This window comes from Acinetobacter lwoffii (assembly GCF_024129595.1).
GTDB lineage: Bacteria > Pseudomonadota > Gammaproteobacteria > Pseudomonadales > Moraxellaceae > Acinetobacter > Acinetobacter lwoffii_O.
Map to the genome: position 1 here is coordinate 1 of NZ_JAMXXS010000024.1, position 19628 is coordinate 19628.

The window sequence follows — 19628 nt, forward strand, 5'->3', positions numbered from 1 at the left end:
AGTCGTTTAAATTCCCCATCATTAAATCGAGTTAAATTTTCATATTTCATGGGGCTAGTATAAACAATTTTTTACTTTCGCAAGAGATCTAATATTTTGATTTAATAAAATTCAAACCATAGATAAAATCATATACGTCTTTAGGAGTTGTATTCTTCTTCACCATATTTGCTATACCAACAGCACCATTTACCTCTTCTAACTTTTCAATAAGTTTCTCAATGAAATTAATACACCCTTCCTTTGTTTCAAGATCTTCATGCTTAGACAGATCTTCTAAAGTATTTTTTATATTATCTGGTGTAAACTCTAATCTACGTTGCATGATTAAGTTTGTTAATTCCTCTTGAAAATGTTCAGTTGAAAAGTTCAGCCGAGATATAAACTCAAACTTATTCTTTGCATTAATAAATTCATTTTTCTCAATAGACTGTTGTACAGGCTGATACAGGGATTCCCTAATAAGCTTTTTACTTTCTAAAACTTCAAATATTTTGATAGCAATATTCTTTCGATTGCCTTTTTTTTGGATTAGTTCTTCAGGCAACTTTTCGATTGTATTTATTTGACTTTCGATTCCTAGCAAAGAGTCCAGTGAGGAGTTGTCTCCTATTAACTCCATTTTTTTGGTATTCCATTTTTTAAAGCTCTGTAAATATTCATTATATTTTTGCAATGGCTCTGATAATTTTCCTGAAACAGATTTTATCACTTCATTACAGGTTTCAATTTCTTTATTAAATTCAATAATCTTAAGATTATGTTCTGTATTTTTTACATTAAGCTCCTCTATGACCTCAGTGATCTTCGCTTTATCAAAATTGAAAGTAATAATTTCAGTTTCAATGGATAAGGTTTTTAAATCCTCACTGATTTGATTGTTAAATGCCTGAACCTGTTCTTGTAGAAGTTCAGCTTTACCGATTATTTGATTAGCGATAAAAATTTTTCTTTGATTTTCACCAACTAAATCATTAAGGCTTTTCACATTATCCAATAAACTTACCACGCGTGAATTGTTTACATCCATCTGTGACTTTAGCATTTGCTGTTCTGGGGTAAGTTCTTCACTCGGAGACGCAACTTCAACGGGCTTAATTAATTCGTGATCTTGTAACTCCTGTAGCTTTAATTGTTTTTTATTTTCTAAAATATTTTTTACACTTATTTGAGTTTGCGACTCTAGGAACTCGATTTCCGTATTTAATTTACTTAGATCAAGTTTTAGAGCTAACAATTGATCATTTAACGTACTTTCCTTAGATTTAATTAATGAATCAAGAGATGTACAGCCATTCCTTTCTTCTTCAGATAAATAAGAAAATATCACTGAGTTAAGTTCATTTTGAAATTCGTTATCTCCATATTCAGGATTACATAATTTTTCAAAATATACTTGGGGAATATAACGAACTCTTTCTGGTTTTTCATGGTCTATATTAGAATCTAGCGATAGATTTTCTTTTGTTCCATTCAACCATGTTATGCTTGCTTCGTAATCTGATGCAAAGCCACCTTTACCTTTGAATCGTCCATCTTTTAAGAATGAAAAGAAATTACTACTTGATTTTGAATTACCTAGCAATGAAATTACATCTGCCAAAGCACTCTTTCCACTGCCTTTTTTTCCAATTATTGCTACAAGATCGTGGCTCAGTTTAATGCTTGTACCATCAAGCCAAGTATGTGCAATAGATGCTGAAGGTTTTTTGGATATCTCAACGTGGTCTATAAAGTAACTACCTTTCCCTTGCTTAATTAATTCTTTTTCTGGCAATTCCCCAATATAAATTCTATTTTGGGGTTCTAATGTTGCTTGTACTAAGCCTGCAAAAGTTGGATCAGCTTTTATCCATGTGAAACAATTTCCGATTCTATCTTTGTCAGTTGTTTTATCCGAAAAATTATGAGCATCACTACAATCTAATAACAGATCATTAACACCATTCTGTGTAAGTTTTTGTTTAGCATTATCAAATGTTTCATATGACTCCGCTGATGTAAAAACAATATTTGCACGATTAATTAAACTTTTTTTTACTGCTATCGAACTATCTGTCCACTTAAGCTGATCCCATTCAGTTTTTCCAATAGCAATTAAATATTTATCTTTAAAACAACTTTTATCTAGACTCGAAATAATTGATTCGAGGCTTAAATTTAAATTATTAAAGCCTTCGATTAAATCTGAACCGTAATTAGGTAACTCAACTTCAGGTACTTTTGCCTTGATAGATTTTCCAAGATCTTCTACTGATTCCCTTGTAACACTGTAATTCCAAGGGGAATGATCTTTCTCAAGAATGTATTTAGCTTGTAATGTATTTAAAAACTGTGATTTTATCTGATTTAAAGGTAAAACCTTTTCATCTGCAAAAATAACATGAAGATTTATACGGTTTAACTTTCCAAATTGTACACCTGCGAATTCCTGTAATCTAAACTCCACTACAGGTAAAATCAAGTCAATATTCTGCAATCGCCCTTTAGCTTTTTCTTGTAAAATACGCTCATACCCATCAATAAAAAAATAGTCGTTAATACCTAAGACTTTAAAGGATTCTGGTAAATTTTCTAGATCGGTTATATATTTTTCCCAAGTAGCATCACAATTACCTCCATATTTGTGATCAAGAGATGCAGGCGTATGTACATGTAAATCCCACTTTCTCCATTCCGAACCTTTACTAAACATACTCCCCCCTTTTATTAGTTAAAAATTCTAAATTGCTTAATCATTTGTATCATTCACGGCTCTTATATATTAGGCAAAAAATCAACAAATCTAAAACTTTAATTATACCCTTAGCAATGTTGCATAGCTTCTCGTATTTTCAACTTTAGACCGAACCAATGCCACTTTATGAAATCATTCAAACATAGGGAATAAGCTTAAATGATAGCGTTTTAGAAGTGGTATTCACCGCTATGTTAAACATCTGAACATTTAGAGATAAGTTTCGCTTAAGCTATTGTTAAGTCTAGACTTGGAAGTATAAGAATGCCGTCCGCAACACAATTTTTTTGAATGCTTATCATAGAATGTTTTTTATTTTTTCTAGGACTTTGCCTCAATCAAAGACTAAATGACATTTATTAAGAACTAAAAATTCTAGGCATTATTATTTTTAATACTATTCATTATGGTTCCTTTCAATTACATCAATATTAAATAGATATATTCATACCTAATGTTATTAGGCAACTTTAACACCACGAACAAGCCCTAAACCATACTCTATATAGCTTAGAGCTAAGTGCTCTCAGAAATAAATGATCCGAAATTTGCGAATTAGAATTTCTGTGCTAGTGCTTTTACTGCTAGTCTTTTAGCCTCATTGAAAGCTCCATTTGTAGCGATTGCATTCAATAAAACACGCTTATGCCTATTAACCATAATAGAAGCATGTTCTTCTCCGAATGGCTTTACTTGTGTGTAGTAGACATCTTTTTCCTTGTATGTTGCTCTCTTACTAAGCTTGGTAAATTGCATTTTCTTAAATCCAAATTTGATAAGCTGTGACAAATTCAGAATGTTTCGGTCAACAGTTTCATTATCAAAAATTGATTTTTTCAAAGTAATTTCAATACGTGCTCTGTGCTGTTGTTGAGGTAAAGACTGACCTCCTTTGTCCGTACGTTTGAAATACAACCTCACACAAAACTCATCATACCGATGATCGCCTACTCCAATGTTGTAGCCACCTTGTAGTAGGTCATACAACTCTTGCATTGATTCAGGTATATCACGCTGAGTCCCTTTCGTTTTATATACTCGAAATAACCTAGCGGTTTGAGGATATTGCATTGCTTTATGCAATTTTATGACTACCGCAGAACTATCTCCTCCATAGAGGTCAAATGAGAGTTCAATTGCTTCAACCATCATAAGCTCAATTTTCGCACCGTACTGTTTTTGCAACAAATCAGTGATTTTTTTTAAATCTTTTTTGTTCTGTACATCATGGAGTCGGATTGTAAATGACATACCATCCTGAGTAATTTGACTTTCATCCTTCGCAATATAGTGCCGTGTACCAGTATTCCGTGTAATAAATGCTTTGATATAACTACGAGCTTTGGGATCCTTATAAAATATACATAGGTTAGGATCTACCGTAAAACGAAGATCAAGCCAGTCAATTACTGCTTTCATTTTCAAAGTCAAAAAAGATGTTGTATTCACTTTTTGATAGACTTCGGCTTCTTTTACATTATTCGCCAAACGTAATTGATAGTTATCTAAAAGCTGATTTAGATATGAACTAGAACTATTTAAAGTAATCGACCCATACATATTTTGACGCACATATACATCTTTGGATGAGTCTTTAATTTGATCAGCATTAACAGATGATTCATCAAACAGTCGATCAAGCTTTTTTCGCTCTAATCTCTTTTGGGCTAGAGCGAACCGAATAGAATGTTGAATTTCCGCAATATCTAATGGCTTAATATGTGCAGTTAAATCTTTTCTCATATTTTATAAAACCTATGAACAGACTATAAAAAAGGAGATGTAGAACATCCCCTTTTAGTAAATCTCTGTTTTGTTATTTACTTAACTTTAACTGTCGATGAATTTCCTCAACAATGGATGATGTATCAATTTTTAATTGGGTTGAGGCTTCAATGTGAAGAGCAATCAATTCCGCTGCTCCCTGAATACCTTTTGGTGTATGTAAATCAACCGCAATATCACCTGTATCAGCATACTCGATCACATTATCTACTTCAGACTCAATGAATTTTTTCATTGCTTCTGCACCTGTAACTACTGTGTTGTCACGTAAAATTACTTCAAGTTCATTTAAAACATCCATGCACTTCTCCTTTAGCTTCTTGCTTATGAGCATTAATGAAGGCTTTTAAGCCTGCCTCTGTGTAAAACAGTTCACCATCAATTAGGTGATAATTGATGAGAAAACCGTCCTGTTCTTTCCACTTTCGTGGGTTATGTTTCAAATAAGACCACCATTGTTTTGTAGTACGCTTATTTAATTCCGCTGTTAACAACAGTGCAGCATTCCAAATGCTATACATTTCTTTCATCGCACTTTTCCTAACTCACACTTTGGATTAAGTAACTTTCAAACGCCGTATTAATGAGAATCACTTTTTCACCTTGATACAGTGCACTAAACACAATCGAAGCATTTGTTGTAACTTCACTTGTAATCTGACAGTCTGAATAAACTTCAAAGTATTTATTTAAAGTAAGGACTGTTACTTTCATTTATCACTCCTGCTTATACCGCCAACTTTTGAGACTCATGCCATTTCAGAATCTCTCTATAATCAAAATATGACTTTGACTGCATTGAAGAGCCGAACTTGTACGCTTTTGGAAATGTTGAATCTCGTTTCATCAACTTATCCAAGCCATCAGTGCTTAACCCTAAAGCTTTAGCAGTATCTTTTTTGGTTAGTCGAATTGGTTGGATGTTCATAGTTACCTCAATTACAGCGTTTTACCGATGAGGCTAGTATGAGATAAAGATAAGTGGGTGTTCCAAGATCACGGAAGGCTTACTCCTCCGTAATCTTGAATACTTTTTATTCAAAAAATATTTTTATTGTTTTCTTTGATTGTTTTTTATTCTTTAGAGAAAGGTAATGATAAATTTTCTTCCTTACACCAATCAATAATAGTCTGGAAATCACGCTCCTGATTGAAACAACTCAACGTGCAATTTACTAAATTCACCAAGTCTTCTTGATTATTAGCCATCTTGAAAGGTAAAACCTTTTGAATAAACTGAATACCCAATTTCCTTCCTAAATCCATTCTTTTATTACGGATGTCAATATTAGTCACCTTCGGATTCAACTGAATAATTGGCTTATTCTGTAATTTTTTAATTTGTGCAAGACTGAATTTAATATCATTAAAAGAAAAAACCATATTTTCAACTAATCCTAATACAGCGACTACGGTTGAAAGTTCAACTGGAGAAGCATTGTCTTTATATAATTCCTCAATACCTTCTGATAAGTTAATTCTTTTGATAATTATATTTTTATCTTGAGGATGTGAATAATTTGAAATGAAATGAGCTTTTTGAAAATGATAATTTTCCTTCAACAATACGCAACCTAGATTCTTAGACTCGTGTTTAAATTGAGTAATAGATAAGCTAGACGAGCTACTGATACAATTAAATAAGTCGATATTAGTTATATCAGAAATATCTAAACGCACATAACCAACATATTGTTTTTTGATCGAGTAAGCTAAATCTTCTGCTATTGAACACTCACATAAATCAAATTCTGTATTTAATTTAACGTATAAATCCAACAAACCATTCTTAACATAGTGTAAGAGGGTAAATTCATTACATTGCTGTTTAGTCATTTTTGATATTTCATCTAAAGCGACGGCGTAATCTACATAAGACATCATGCAGCCTCCTCTTCAGACATATCATCATCTTGAACCATAGCTTCAATAAAAGACTGAAGCACTCTTAGTTGTTTTGCATTGAATTTATTTTTTTCCAAACCAATATCATTCCAAGAATATTCCGTCATTTTATCCATTTCAAAATTATCAAACTCAAATGATTTACCATGTGCTAAAGCATCTAAATAGTCAGACCAAATTTGCATCATCTTTCTACGTTGCTCCAAATATAATGCTTTGTTGTATACACCTTCCACACCACCCAACTTATGAGCCAAAGCTGATTCAACCCACTCACGTCGAAAACCACGCTCACGCAATGCAGTACTCATAATATGTCGAAAACCATGTGGTGTTTGCTTACCGTTATAGCCCATTTTTTTCAAAGCATTACCCAATGTTGCATTCGAGATAGGCTCTTTACCTGAATTTCGCCCTCTAAATAAGTAAGGGCTTGAACCACTGTAAACTTTTAACTCATTTAACAATTCAATAACTTGAGATGAGAGTGGAATTGTATGTTCAACACGCTTCTTCATTTTATGAGCAGGAATTACCCATAATTTTTCTTCAAAATCGAATTCAGACCATTCAGCACGGCGAATTTCATTTGGTCGAGTACCCAACATTAATGCTAGCTGTAAACCAATTGCAGTTTGTCGCGTTGGATAATTCACAACCTTAACCAAAAGATCAGGTAATTCTTTTTCAGAAACATGAGGCATATTTACACTTATATGCTTCTCTAGATGTTTATGAATATTAGCAACTGGATTCTGCTCTATTCGACCAGTTACTTCGGCTAAATCATAAATATCACGGCATAAAGCACAAACACGTTGCCCCATCTCAATAATCGGTTTCTTTGTTTTAGGGTGCAGTTTTTTCTGAACTGTTTTAAACAACTCAAGCCATTCGACTTTTTTAATTGTTCGATAATCACGACTACCCATAAGAGGATAGACATGGTTTCTTAATGCTCCTTCATTCCGAACACGGGTATCATTTGTCCAAGTTTTACTTGCACAATATTCCTCAGCAAGTTTTTGGAATAAAAACTCACCACTACTTTCTTGGATCTGATTTTGTTTTTGTTGATCTTTAGCATCTTTCGGATCAATCCCATCAGAAAGTTGATTTCTAGCCTCCTTAGCTTTTTGTCTTGCCAGTTTTGCACTCACTTGGGGATATGATCCTAGACCTATGAATGTCCATTTTCCTGTAGATGGCTTTTTATATCTGAATTCCCAACGTTTTTTACCATCATTTTTGATAACAAAATATAAATTATCGCCGTCGTTAATACGCTCTTCAGCCTTATTTGTCTCTAAAGCTTTTAGAACCGTATCAGCCATAGGGAATTTTGAAATATCTTCTTTAAACACAATAAACCTTTTCTGTGTATGGTCACACACAATCGAATTCAAACATACAAAGCACCATACAAATGATCCAATGCTATGTTTACGAATAATGCAGAATGTAAAGGCATAAAAAAAGCCCTAACTATTGATAGTTAAGGCTTTTAGTTTGATATGTCATCATGTGAACGAATGACACTTAAGAATTTTGGTGGAGGTGGCGGGAGTTGAACCCGCGTCCGCCAGCACTACGCTCGAGAATACTACATGCTTAGATATCGTCTATTGTTTTAACTCTTTGTGACCCGACGAACAGGGTACAAATCGCGATCCTCTTAATTTAGTACAAAGCCCCGAGGCTTGGCTTTATACGGACTTGTGTGCGTGCGCTTCAGTCGGACTCTCTAACCACAAGTATTCGGAGAGGCGGACAAGCTGCCCTTAGGCAGCTAGAGCGTATGATTCGTCGTTTGCGACTAAAAAATGCAAATTTGATTTACGAGAGAAAATGCGCTCTCGGCATGCATCTATGAGTTTCATCACCAGCGTCGAAGCCAGAAACACCCCCAAAGTACAAGGCAATCATAGCATAAATGTCAAAAATTACGATGTATTTTCTGAACATTTAAACAACTTGATGCGCTTAATTATATTATTGCGCTAATATTTTACTTTTCAAGCCAAATAACAGAAAAATTATGAGCTACCTTCTGGCCCTGGATCAGGGAACTACGTCAAGTCGGGCTATTATTTTTAATGAACATGGACAAGTTCAGGCAACGGCTCAACGTGAAACGCATATCCACACCCCACATTCGGGCTGGGTGGAACAGGATGCTCAGGAAATCTGGAGTTCACAGATTGCGGTAGTACAGCAAGCTTTGGCGACTGCAGGTATTCTGGCAAAGGATATTAAAGCCATTGGCCTGACCAACCAGCGCGAAACCACGGTGGTTTGGGATCGAAGAAATGGTAAACCGCTCGCGCCGGCCATCGTCTGGCAAGACCGTCGAACGTCTGACTGGTGTAACCAGCTGATTGAACAGGGCTGGATGTGTAAAATTCAGCAAAAAACCGGTCTACGGATTGATCCTTATTTTAGTGCAGGAAAATTGGTCTGGTTTCTGGAGCATGTAGAAGGCGTACGTGAACTGGCTGAACAGGGTCATGTCGCTTTTGGTACTATCGATAGCTGGCTGATCTGGAACCTGACTCAAGGCGCAGAACATGTGATTGAAGCCAGCAATGCTTCCCGTACCATGCTGATGAATCTACATCAACAAACTTGGGACGAAGAACTACTGGAGCTGTTTCATATTCCTGCTTCGGTCTTACCAAAAATTATTTCCTCGGATAGTTATATCGCTGACACCGCTTCAGGTTTACTCGGTGCCAATATCCCCATTACCGGGATTCTAGGTGATCAGCAATCTGCACTGTTTGGTCAATCCTGTTTTGAGGTGGGCAGTGCTAAAAACACCTATGGTACTGGCTGCTTTATGCTGTTCAATACCGGGCATAACATCCAGCTCAGTCAGAATAAACTGCTTTCTACCCTTGCCTGGCAAGCGCAAGGTCAAACCACCTATGCACTGGAAGGCAGCGTGTTTATGGCGGGTGCGGTAGTGCAATGGCTACGTGATGGTCTGGGGATTATTCAACAAAGCCGTGATGTGGAAAAACTGGCCTGTAAAATTGAGGATACCGACGGCGTGGTTTTGGTTCCGGCCTTTACCGGACTTGGCGCGCCGCATTGGGACAGTGAAGCGCGTGCCCTGCTCTGTGGCATGTCTCGTGGTACGACTCAAGCGCATATCGCCCGAGCAGCCTTAGAATCAATCGCTTTTCAGGTATCGGATGTCCTCAGTGCAATGCAATCTGATATTGCCCACCCTTTAAAAGAATTACGGGTCGATGGCGGTGCCAGCAGCAATGACATGCTGATGCAGTTTCAGGCAGATATTCTCAATGTACCGGTGCTGCGTCCGAAAATGCTGGAGTCTACCGCTTGGGGGGCAGCCGCCATGGCCGGATTAAAATCCGGAATATTTTCCAGTCTGGAGGAAATTTCGCAGTCCTGGCAGCTGGACCGTGCTTTTGAACCCAAAATGCAAAATGACGAAAAAGAAATGCATTTAGCCAAATGGAAAAATGCCTTGAAACGGGCTAAATCTGATCTCTAAATCCTCTAGGTTCATATTTGATCATCATAAAAAAGTACTGTTAAACAGTGCTTTTTAGCTTCCTCAATTCACGATTTCATTAATAGGCATAAGACGCAATCGCTGTTGCAATCGCCTTATCTTCATCATTGACCATGGTCATGCGCATGGTGCAGCCCTTACGCCCCAAACGTAAGGTTTCTGCACGTGCAATAAAATATTTGCCACGTCCAGGCGCCAGATAATCCACCCGCATATCCACTGTCGCCAAACGCGAGACTTTTTTAATGGTGTCCGCAATGGTTTCAGGTTCGGCTTTTTTATATAACTCCCCCATCGCTACAATTCCACCGACACTATCGAGTACCGTGGCCGCAAGACCGCCATGCAAAATTTGAAACGCGACATTACCAATCATAAAATCCTGCATTTCGACATAGGCTTCGATCTGGCCTTCCACCACCCGCATGCTCATGCCATTATGCTTAAAAAAAGGAGAGCTATTAAAAGCATGTACCAACTGATTTAAGACCACATCAATATCCACCTTTGCCCCCAAGTGTATATTACCTGTCCAGCTTTTCTCTGTCTTAGTCATCACTCTGCTCAAATCCACCGCAATAAAAAACCGCTAATTTATGCCCAAAAATTTCAGTTAGGGCTACAATAGGTGCCTAGTTTAATACTGATTGCTGAGATTTTTATGACCTATACGTTCAATCGTCCCGCGTTTCCTGCAACTCGCATGCGTCGTATTCGTAAAAATGAGCATTTACGTTCTATGGTACGTGAAACGCATCTCAGTGCAGATCACCTGATTTATCCCGTATTTGTACTGCCGGGACAAAATCAGAGCCAAGATATTCCCAGTATGCCGAATATCCAACGCCTGTCAGCAGACTTGCTGTTAAAAAAATCAGAGCGTCTGCTGGAACTGGGCGTCAATAAACTGGCACTGTTTCCAGTCACACCACAAGAAGATAAAAGCCTGACCGCCGAAGCGGCTTGGCGCGAAGATGGTCTGGTCCAACGCACTTTGCGTTTATTAAAAAAGGAACTGCCAGAAATGGTGCTGATTACTGATGGTGCACTCGACCCATATACCACGCATGGTCAGGATGGCATTATTGATGAGACCGGTTATGTCTTAAATGATGAAACGGTCGAATGTCTGATTAAACAGGGTCTCAGCCATGCCGAAGCAGGCGCAGATGTATTTGCCCCAAGTGACATGATGGATGGCCGGATCGGTGCAATTCGTCAGGCCTTTGAACAAAATGGGCATATCTATACCTCAATCATGGCTTATTCAGCCAAATATGCATCCAGCTTCTATGGTCCATTCCGTGATGCAGTCGGTTCTGCCAGCAATTTAAAAGGCGGCAATAAATACAATTACCAGATGGATGTCGGTAACCGTGCCGAAGCACTGCATGAAATTGCGCTGGATATTCAGGAAGGCGCAGACATGGTGATTGTCAAACCGGGCATGCCTTATCTTGATATCGTCCGCGAAGTCAAAGACACTTTTGGCGTACCAACCTTTGTCTATCAGGTCAGTGGTGAATATGCGATGCTGGCCGCTGCCATTCAAAATGGCTGGTTATCTGACAGCGTGATTATTGAATCACTGATGAGCTGCCGCCGCGCCGGTGCCGATGGCATCTGGACTTACTTTGCCGAAGAAGCTGCGCTTAAACTGAAAGACATGAAGTAAAAGGATTTCGGCGCAATGCATATCGCCATTATCGGCGCTGGCATCACTGGGTTGATGTCGGCGCTGGAACTGCTTGAACAGGGATGTTCTGTCACGATTTTTGATCAGCAAGTTGCCGGGAAGGCTGCGTCCTGGGCCGGAGGCGGGATTCTTTCTCCGATGTATCCCTGGCGCTACCCCGCTGCAGTCAATACGTTGGCCCGGCATGCCAAACCGCTCTATCAGGACTGGAATCAAAAACTGCAGCCAGTGACCGGTATCGATTTCCAGATTCATGAAAGTGGTATGTTGATTTTTGATGAAGATGATTTTGAGCTTGGCTTGCGCTATGCGGAAAAATATCAGGACCCTCAGCAACAGGCCGAATTGCTTGATCAGGCTCAGCTACAACAAATCAATCCCCGAATTGATCAACACAAGTTCCAACAGGCGATTTACTTTCCGGAACTGGCCAATATCCGCAACCCCCGGCTATTACAGTCGGTCATCAGCTATTTAAAACAGCATCCGCATGTCACCTGGCAAGAACATTGTAAAATCACTCAGCTCAATATTCAGCAAGGCTGGGTAACGAGTGTGTCCAGTGAAAGCGGCCAACACTTTCAGGCAGATCAGTTTGTAATCGCCACAGGCGCATGGTCTGCAGGCTGGTCAGAACAGCTTGGCTGTGAAATTCCGGTACAACCGGTGCAAGGACAAATGCTGCTGTTTAAAACCCCAGAAAACTGGCTACCGAGCATGTGCATGAACAAGGTCATGTATCTGATTCCACGGCGCGACGGACATGTTGTATGTGGTTCCAGTATGCGTCAGGTCGGTTTTGACACCTCGCCTTCTGCTGAAATCCGGCAAGATATTCTACAGGCTTGTCTGGGGATGGTACCGGAACTGGCGGATTTTCCGCTGGTCAAGCAATGGGCCGGATTAAGACCTAGCTCACCCGATGGTATTCCCTATATTGGCAAAATCCCCGAATTTCAAAATGCCTGGGCCAATTTTGGCCATTTCCGCAATGGCTTATGCATGGCCCCAGCCTCAGGCAAATTACTGGCTCAATTGATGCTTGCACAAACACCGACCATTGTAGATCCACAGCCCTATGCTCCGGCCCATCTATTGGAGCCAGGTCGCTTAGTGCTTTAGGATATTATGCAGCGCTTCTTTCAAGGTTGGATAATCAAACTGAAAGCCCGCATCCTGTAAAGCTTGAGGCTGTACATACTGACCGTTTAAAACCAGTTGCGATTGTTCTCCCAGCATCATTTTCAAACTGCATGCTGGCAGTGGCAGTAAAGGTTTGCGCTTCAGTAGCTGTGCAGCAGTCCGGGCAAACTGTGCCTGACTGACTTTTTCCGGAGCAACCACATTAAAAATCTGCCCGGTCGTCGTTTCAAGCATCAAGAATTCAATCGCACGCAATACATCTTCTAAATGCACCCAAGTGACTGGCTGACGCCCATGACCAATCCGCCCGAACAGATTCAGTTTAATCGGCAATAACATCTGCGGCAGAATTCCACCACCTTTGCCGAAGACCACAGCAAAGCGAACAATTTTGGTGTCCTGACTGCTATAGGACAAAGCCAGTTGTTCCCACTTCGCACAGAGCTCAGACATAAAAATATCTTGTGGCGGGCTTTGTTCCGTATAGACCTGCTCCCAGCGCTCGCTCGGGTCAATACCATAATAACCAACGGCCGAGGTCGAAATAATCCGTTTCGGTTTGATCTGGTATTTTTCTAAATAGTCAAATAACTGTTTGGTGGTGTCTAAACGGCTATCCAGCAATTTCTTTTTACGCGCTGCTGTCCAGCGTCCCTGACCGATGCTTTCGCCAGCCAGATTAATCACATAATCAATCTGAGGCTGTTTTAATTCATCCAGCTGGTTAATCCAGTGAAAATCTGGATGAGGTTCAGATTGATTCTTGCGGCGGGTCAGCCCAATCACCCGATAATCACGTTCTAATAAAAAACGTACCAGATGACTGCCAATAAAACCCCTCGCTCCGGTCACCAGCACTACAGGTTTATCCATAAGTCATTCTTAGCCCTGTTATTTTTTCTATTTAAATTATACGCAACTTATTCTGGGGTTTTTCAATCAATGCCCTCTTTGTCGTGGTGAATTTGTATCCTGCCTGATGCGATCAATTTATCAAGATCAATCGTCATAAAGCCACCTACCTATCAGGCCTGCGGCGAATTGCCAAACATTTGATCTGCCATACGCTGTGCCTGCTTGCCATAGAACCAGTAAGTCAATAGATACAACGGAATCGCGATCAGCAAGAACATGATCAGCACAATACTTATAAATTGTGGCTGCTGTAGATATAGCAAAAAGTCCTGCCAGGCATTTGGATTAGAGCGCGTGGCAATCAGAATACCAAGTAACAGAAATAGCAGATTGTAGCCCCAATAAATCAGGCTAAAACCAAGAGTGAATTTTTTACGTTCCGACTGCGTGGGAGCACGTTTTTGCTGTTTTAAAAACTTGAACAATATCCAGATCATGGCCACCAGATATGGAACAACCGTCAGCACTGCCCCCATACCCGTTGGCATTAATGCTGCCAGAACCCCGCAAATGCAGGTAAAAATAAAGCAGATAATAAAAAACCAGATAAAATAACGGGTTAAAGGCAACATATCAATCACTCGGTGACATTCAGCAAACTAGTATAAAAAAAAACAGGTTTTTTTTCATTTTATTGTCAACCATCGGCCAGAGGGTGACGTTATATAGGGTACAAGGTACAAAAATTTGGACTGGCATCCACGAATTTTTGCTGACCTTAGAGCTAAAGCAATAAGTCCAGTGTACAAGGAAATTTTGAATAGCAGCCAAAATTTTCATGCAGCACAAGTTTTGACCGACGATTTCACATCACTCGAATCGTCGGTTTTTATTTTTTAAAATTCCGATTTTTCAGCCTGATGAATTGCATGACTGTTCAAGACTGGGTGATTTAGACATGACTATCCTGCCATTTTGCCTACTGATTAAAATAAATTCAGCCCCCACATCACAAACAATTCGCTGAAATATCTTTTTTAAGTAGATTTTTCCCTCAGCTTTTTCCTATAGTAGCAAGGCAGACATTTCAGGGTTCATCTACATGGCAGTTCATTTTCTTCACACTTCCGATTGGCATCTGGGGCAATTTTTCCATAACCATGACCGTGAATTTGAACATGCCCAGTTTTTGACTTGGTTGCTCGATCAAATTAAAACAAAACAGCCGCATGCTTTGTTGATTGCCGGTGATATTTTTGATGTGATCAATCCAGCCTCAAGTGCGCAAAAGCAACTGTATCAGTTTCTGGCCGATGCACATGATCTGGCGCCGCATATGCAGACTTTGATGATTGCCGGTAATCATGATTCCGGTTACCGGATTGAGCAGGTTGAACCTTTTCTGTCTAAATTCAATGCCAAAGCTGTGGGAATTGTGGGCCGAACCGCAGAAAACACCCTGAATCTGGATCGCTTGCTGATTCCGATTTATGATCAGGATAAAAATATTATCGCCTGGTGTCTGACCCTGCCCTATTTACGCAGTGCCGAAATTACCGGGCTGAATGAGCATACCAGCAATAGCCAGAATGCGATTAGCTATCTGCATCAACAACTGATTGCCGAAGCCAAGGCCCGTAAACAGCCGCATCAAGCCCTGATTTTAATGTCGCATGCACATATGCAAGGTGGCGAAACTTCCGACTCGGAACGGCCAATTATTGTCGGTAATGAAGAAGCGCTCTCGACGGCGCTATTTGATGACGTGATTGATTATGTCGCGCTGGGGCATTTGCATAAACCGCAAAAGGTCGGTCAGCCGCATATTCGTTATAGTGGTTCCCCAATCCCTTTGTCATTTAGTGAGATTAATTATAAGCATCAAATAGTTGAAGTCAGAATTGACCCTCAATTAGAAGATGAGGCACGTTTTCAGTTTGAAGCTTTGCTTATTCCACGCAGTGTAAGCCTGCATCGACTTCGTGGTGAACTCAATGAAATCTTTGAGCAGATTCGAACCCTTGAACATGGGGAAATTGAAGCAATTGATCAACGTGAATATATCGATATTGAATATCATACGGCAACCCCACCTCCACCCAATTTAAGACAAACTTTTGAAGATGCACTTCCGCCGAACCGCTATCGACTGGTGCGCATTTCACGTCAATATCAAGCTATTAATCTTGATGATGCACAAGCTCAGAAGATCCATTTAGAGCCGCCAACACCCAAAAGACTATTTGAACAGCTTTGGCTCAAACAGGGTTACAGCGCCGATGATTCGGTGCTGAAAGATTTCCTCAGCCTGATTATTGAGGCGGAAAAAAGTATTGATGCTAATGAAACACCATAAGGATATGCCATGAAAATTTTATCTATTCGTATAAAAAATTTGGCATCGCTTGCAGGTGAACATTTTATTGATTTTGAAAGCAATCCACTTGCCAGTGCAGGCTTAATCGCAATTGTCGGTAAAACAGGTGCCGGAAAGTCCACGATTCTGGATGCAATGTGTTTGGCACTGTTCAATCGTGTACCTCGTTTAAAAGATAGCGATGGCAAACTGACTGATATCGATGGTTCTGAACTTCTCACCAATTCCCCATTGACTGTTTTGCGTCGCGGTACAGGCATTGGTTTTGCCGAACTGAGTTTTGTTGCACAAGATCAAAAAGTATATTCAGCTCGCTGGGAAATTAAACGTGCACGTGAAAATCCCACAGGCAAATTGCAAAGTGTGCAACGTTCACTGAAATGTCTGAGTGATGGCAATATTCTTGCCGATAAAGCCAAAGCGGTAGAAGCTAAAATTCTACAAATTACTCAGCTGAGTTTTGAGCAATTTACCCGTGCCGTTTTATTGGCTCAATCTGAAGTGACCGCATTTTTAAAATCACGGGATACTGAACGTGGTGAACTGCTCGAATATCTGACCAACTCCAGTATTTTTGGCAAAATTGGTCAATTGGCATATGAAAAAACCAAGGAAATCGCCAATCAGCGCAAAGCTTTAGAAGTCAGACTCGGTGATATTGAAACTTTGTCGGAAGAAGATTTAGCGACTGTAAGCGATCAATTCAATACAATCTGTACTGAATACAAAAAATTAGAACAAGAAAAATCGGCACTCGAAAAAAACCAGCGATGGTTTGAGCAAAAGCAAAAGCTGGAAAATGATGTTCAGCAACGACAGCGTCAGCATGTGGAGCAACAACAAAAATTTGATTTACTGAATACAGAACGTGGCCGTCTAAAACAACTCGAAGTTTTTGCATCCATCCGTCCAAGTATGATCCAGCAAGAAAAAACACAAACAGAATTAGCTCGGTTAAAATCTCAAATTCAAAGTACTGAACTACAGTTTCATACCATTCAGCAAGTTTTTGAGCAAAAACAGACTGCATTTAAACAGATTGATGAACAACTCAAAGCGCTACAGCATTTTGAACACACCCATCAGCACCGTATTGACCAAGTCCGTCACTGTATTCAAGAACGTGAATTCATTGGTAAACAGTTTGTTAAAGCAAAATTTGTATTGGACGAGTTTCAAAAAGAGTTACAGCCCTTAATCCTTGTACAAACTCAGCTACACAAGGAATTAGCGCAATTCAAGTCAGATCAGCAAAAACAAACCGAACAGTTGAATCAAACGATGCAACTAAGCAGTTTAGATGATGGACTTTCCGCGCATCTCACACAGTTACAACGATTTATTCAGCATTACCAAAGTTTTGAAAAACAATATGGCGATATTGCTTCTGCTAGAACTGATTTAAGTCAGAAAAAGCAGCAATTGGAATCACTACAACAACAGTATGGCGATGACCAAAAAATTGATCACCAACTATTAGAACTTCGCCGCGATCAGGCAAAAAATCTAGAGCAACAACATCAATTTAGTTTAATTCAAAATCAATTTAAACAATGGCTACAACAACGCTCTGAACAGCATCAACTGCAAACAACGTGCAATGCGCTCGCACAGCAGAGTGCCCAAAGTAAAATTCAAGTTGATTTGCAAGAACAGCAATACCAAACCCATAAACTTGAACGTGAAAACTTACAACGCATGCTGCAACAACAGCGCTTATTACATGCTGAAAATATTGAGAAATTACGCGAGCAATTGATTGAGGGAGAAGCATGTTTAGTCTGTGGTAGTGTACATCATCCATTTAAAACTGACCTTTCTGCACTATCGAGTGAACTCGTCAATTTGCAAGAGCAACAAGAGCAGCAAGCGATTCAAATCGAACAAGACAGTTTTAATGCTTGGCAAAAGATTCAGCAATTACACACACAGCAAACAGCATCTTTGAGCGAGCAGCAAAAACGTCTCGATGATTTAAATATTCAACATAAACAGCATGAACAGGCACTTTATCAAAGCTTCAAAAATGCCAAAATTCAAATAGACTTAACCCAAAAATCTGAACAGATTGAACAACAACTGCTTCAAGTCAATCAAATCCTGCAACAAGAAAAAATAACACTTGAGGAAAATATCAAACAACTCGATGAGGTTGAAAAAATACAACGGAATTTAACCCAAAATATTCAGCAGATATCACAACAACTGTCGATCGTTCAACAAGCTGAACAGAATATTCAATACCTTCTAGACCTGCTCACTGCTGAGCAACGAAATGCTTGGCATAAGCAAACCTTAACTGTTGCACAACACATTGCACAACAATTGCATGAGCGTCAGCATCTGTTGCAGAAGCTTGAGACTTTAAATCAGCAACTGAATGAGAAAGCTCAACTACTCGCTCAAAAAAATAACGAGATTCAAGCCAAAAATAATCAGATTGAACTCGCTGAAAAAGATAAAGTTGAATTTGAGCGTCAAGGACAAGAGAACAAGGAACTTGCCGTTCAGCTTATTTTTGAGATGACGCAAACTTCGGTCGATAAACCACATGAATGGCTGACTCAACACGATGAACAGCGTAAAAATTTACAGCTGCAACATCAGAAAATACAACAAAGTTTCGAAACAGCTCGTCAACAATTTGATAGCCAACAACGGCAGCTTGATCAACTCAGAATTCAGTTGGCTCAACTTGAAACACAGCATCATGCTTGTGTTTTAGAAATCGAACACTGGTTAAATCAAAATTTAGATTTTAATCATGCTTTGATTTCACAATTAAGCCTCATTTCAACTGAAGAAACTCAAAAACTACGTCAACATATTAAAGATATCGAACATGCCTTGGTCGATGCAGCATCCGCCCTGAAAACCACACAACATCTGCTCGCACAACATTTACAAACTCAACCTGAAGTACAAATCTTACAGATTGAGCGTGCCATTGAACTGAACCTTAAAGCTTTAGCAGAGCGACAAGAACAGCGTGACCAACTTAAGACCAAGTTAGATGTTCACTACTCGAACCTAGATAAGCAAAAACAATTTGCTGAACAAATTCAGCAAATTCAAACTGAAGAATATCGCTGGAATAAAATTTCCAGTCTTATGGGGGATGCCACAGGCAAAAAATTCCGTGATTATGCGCAGCAATATAACCTTGATATTTTGCTTGAATTTGCCAATCAGCAACTCGCGATGCTGTCTCAGCGTTACACCTTAAAACGTTTAGACAACTCACTCAGTCTTGCCATTATTGACCATGATATGGATGGTGAAACCCGTTCTGTTTCATCACTTTCTGGGGGTGAGTCATTCTTGACCGCCCTTGCCTTGTCTTTAGCAATTGCCAATATGGCTTCAGGCTCCATGAAAATAGAATCCCTTTTTATCGATGAAGGTTTTGGCACCCTTGATGCATCTTCATTACATATGGTGATGAATGCACTTGATCAGTTACAAAGTCAGGGACGTAAAGTGGTCGTAATCTCACATATTCAGGAAATGCATGAACGGATTCCAGTACAGATCCAGGTCAAGCCCGTTGGTGCAGGCGCCAGTACCATTCAGATTATAGGTTAGC

Annotated in this window: 15 protein-coding genes and 1 other RNA gene; 5 read left to right on the top strand and 11 right to left on the bottom strand. The window is 39.5% G+C overall.

Going from position 1 to position 19628, the window contains the following annotated elements:
* Positions 1 to 88: 88 nt before the first annotated feature.
* The 8 genes from NI466_RS11295 to ssrA form a co-directional block, all read right to left on the bottom strand.
* Positions 89 to 2695: a TrlF family AAA-like ATPase gene (locus tag NI466_RS11295; protein ID WP_253173607.1), complete on the bottom strand. Its 2607-nt coding sequence runs from the start codon at positions 2693 to 2695 to the stop codon at positions 89 to 91.
* Between the two features lie 597 nt (positions 2696 to 3292).
* Entirely contained in the window at positions 3293 to 4480 is a 1188-nt protein-coding gene (locus NI466_RS11300) for a hypothetical protein (protein ID WP_253173609.1), read from the bottom strand.
* 73 nt (positions 4481 to 4553) lie between these two features.
* Positions 4554 to 4823, bottom strand: coding sequence for a hypothetical protein (locus tag NI466_RS11305; RefSeq protein WP_253173610.1), 270 nt, complete (start codon positions 4821 to 4823; stop codon positions 4554 to 4556).
* Positions 4807 to 5052, bottom strand: coding sequence for a hypothetical protein (locus NI466_RS11310; protein ID WP_168526688.1), 246 nt, complete (start codon positions 5050 to 5052; stop codon positions 4807 to 4809). Before NI466_RS11310 ends, NI466_RS11305 begins: the two co-directional genes overlap by 17 nt.
* A gap of 10 nt (positions 5053 to 5062) precedes the next feature.
* Entirely contained in the window at positions 5063 to 5236 is a 174-nt protein-coding gene (locus NI466_RS11315) for a hypothetical protein (RefSeq protein ID WP_168158550.1), read from the bottom strand.
* Between the two features lie 360 nt (positions 5237 to 5596).
* A complete protein-coding gene (locus NI466_RS11320; RefSeq protein ID WP_253173611.1) occupies positions 5597 to 6406 on the bottom strand; it encodes a hypothetical protein in 810 nt (269 codons plus the stop codon).
* Positions 6403 to 7791, bottom strand: coding sequence for a tyrosine-type recombinase/integrase (locus NI466_RS11325; RefSeq protein ID WP_253173612.1), 1389 nt, complete (start codon positions 7789 to 7791; stop codon positions 6403 to 6405). Before NI466_RS11325 ends, NI466_RS11320 begins: the two co-directional genes overlap by 4 nt.
* Positions 7792 to 7976: 185 nt before the next feature.
* Positions 7977 to 8335, bottom strand: a transfer-messenger RNA (tmRNA) gene (gene ssrA / locus NI466_RS11330).
* A 130-nt stretch (positions 8336 to 8465) separates the two neighbouring features.
* Here ssrA and glpK point away from each other — a divergent pair.
* Positions 8466 to 9950 (top strand): glycerol kinase GlpK, encoded by a 1485-nt coding sequence (gene glpK, locus NI466_RS11335; RefSeq protein ID WP_253173613.1) that lies wholly within the window; start codon positions 8466 to 8468, stop codon positions 9948 to 9950.
* Between the two features lie 79 nt (positions 9951 to 10029).
* On the opposite strand, the gene NI466_RS11340 is transcribed toward glpK, so the two are convergent.
* Positions 10030 to 10527: a thioesterase family protein gene (locus NI466_RS11340; protein WP_253173615.1), complete on the bottom strand. Its 498-nt coding sequence runs from the start codon at positions 10525 to 10527 to the stop codon at positions 10030 to 10032.
* A gap of 105 nt (positions 10528 to 10632) precedes the next feature.
* Here NI466_RS11340 and hemB point away from each other — a divergent pair, with 105 nt between their 5' ends.
* Positions 10633 to 11646 (top strand): porphobilinogen synthase, encoded by a 1014-nt coding sequence (gene hemB / locus NI466_RS11345; RefSeq protein WP_005172298.1) that lies wholly within the window; start codon positions 10633 to 10635, stop codon positions 11644 to 11646.
* A 15-nt stretch (positions 11647 to 11661) separates the two neighbouring features.
* Positions 11662 to 12789 carry a glycine oxidase ThiO gene (gene thiO / locus NI466_RS11350; RefSeq protein WP_253173617.1) on the top strand — a complete coding sequence of 376 codons (1128 nt, stop codon included), beginning with the start codon at positions 11662 to 11664 and terminating at the stop codon, positions 12787 to 12789.
* On the opposite strand, the gene NI466_RS11355 is transcribed toward thiO, so the two are convergent.
* Positions 12778 to 13683, bottom strand: coding sequence for a TIGR01777 family oxidoreductase (locus NI466_RS11355; RefSeq protein WP_180101416.1), 906 nt, complete (start codon positions 13681 to 13683; stop codon positions 12778 to 12780). The genes thiO and NI466_RS11355 overlap by 12 nt on opposite strands.
* 152 nt (positions 13684 to 13835) lie before the next feature.
* Positions 13836 to 14297: an ABZJ_00895 family protein gene (locus tag NI466_RS11360; RefSeq protein ID WP_005096058.1), complete on the bottom strand. Its 462-nt coding sequence runs from the start codon at positions 14295 to 14297 to the stop codon at positions 13836 to 13838.
* 470 nt (positions 14298 to 14767) lie between these two features.
* On the opposite strand from NI466_RS11360, the gene NI466_RS11365 reads away from it, so the two are divergent.
* Together NI466_RS11365 and NI466_RS11370 are read left to right on the top strand one after the other, a co-directional pair.
* On the top strand, positions 14768 to 16021 hold the full coding sequence (locus tag NI466_RS11365; RefSeq protein ID WP_253173619.1) for an exonuclease SbcCD subunit D: 1254 nt from the start codon (positions 14768 to 14770) through the stop codon (positions 16019 to 16021).
* Positions 16022 to 16030: 9 nt separating this feature from the next.
* On the top strand, positions 16031 to 19627 hold the full coding sequence (locus NI466_RS11370; protein ID WP_253173621.1) for an AAA family ATPase: 3597 nt from the start codon (positions 16031 to 16033) through the stop codon (positions 19625 to 19627).
* Position 19628 lies beyond the last annotated feature (1 nt).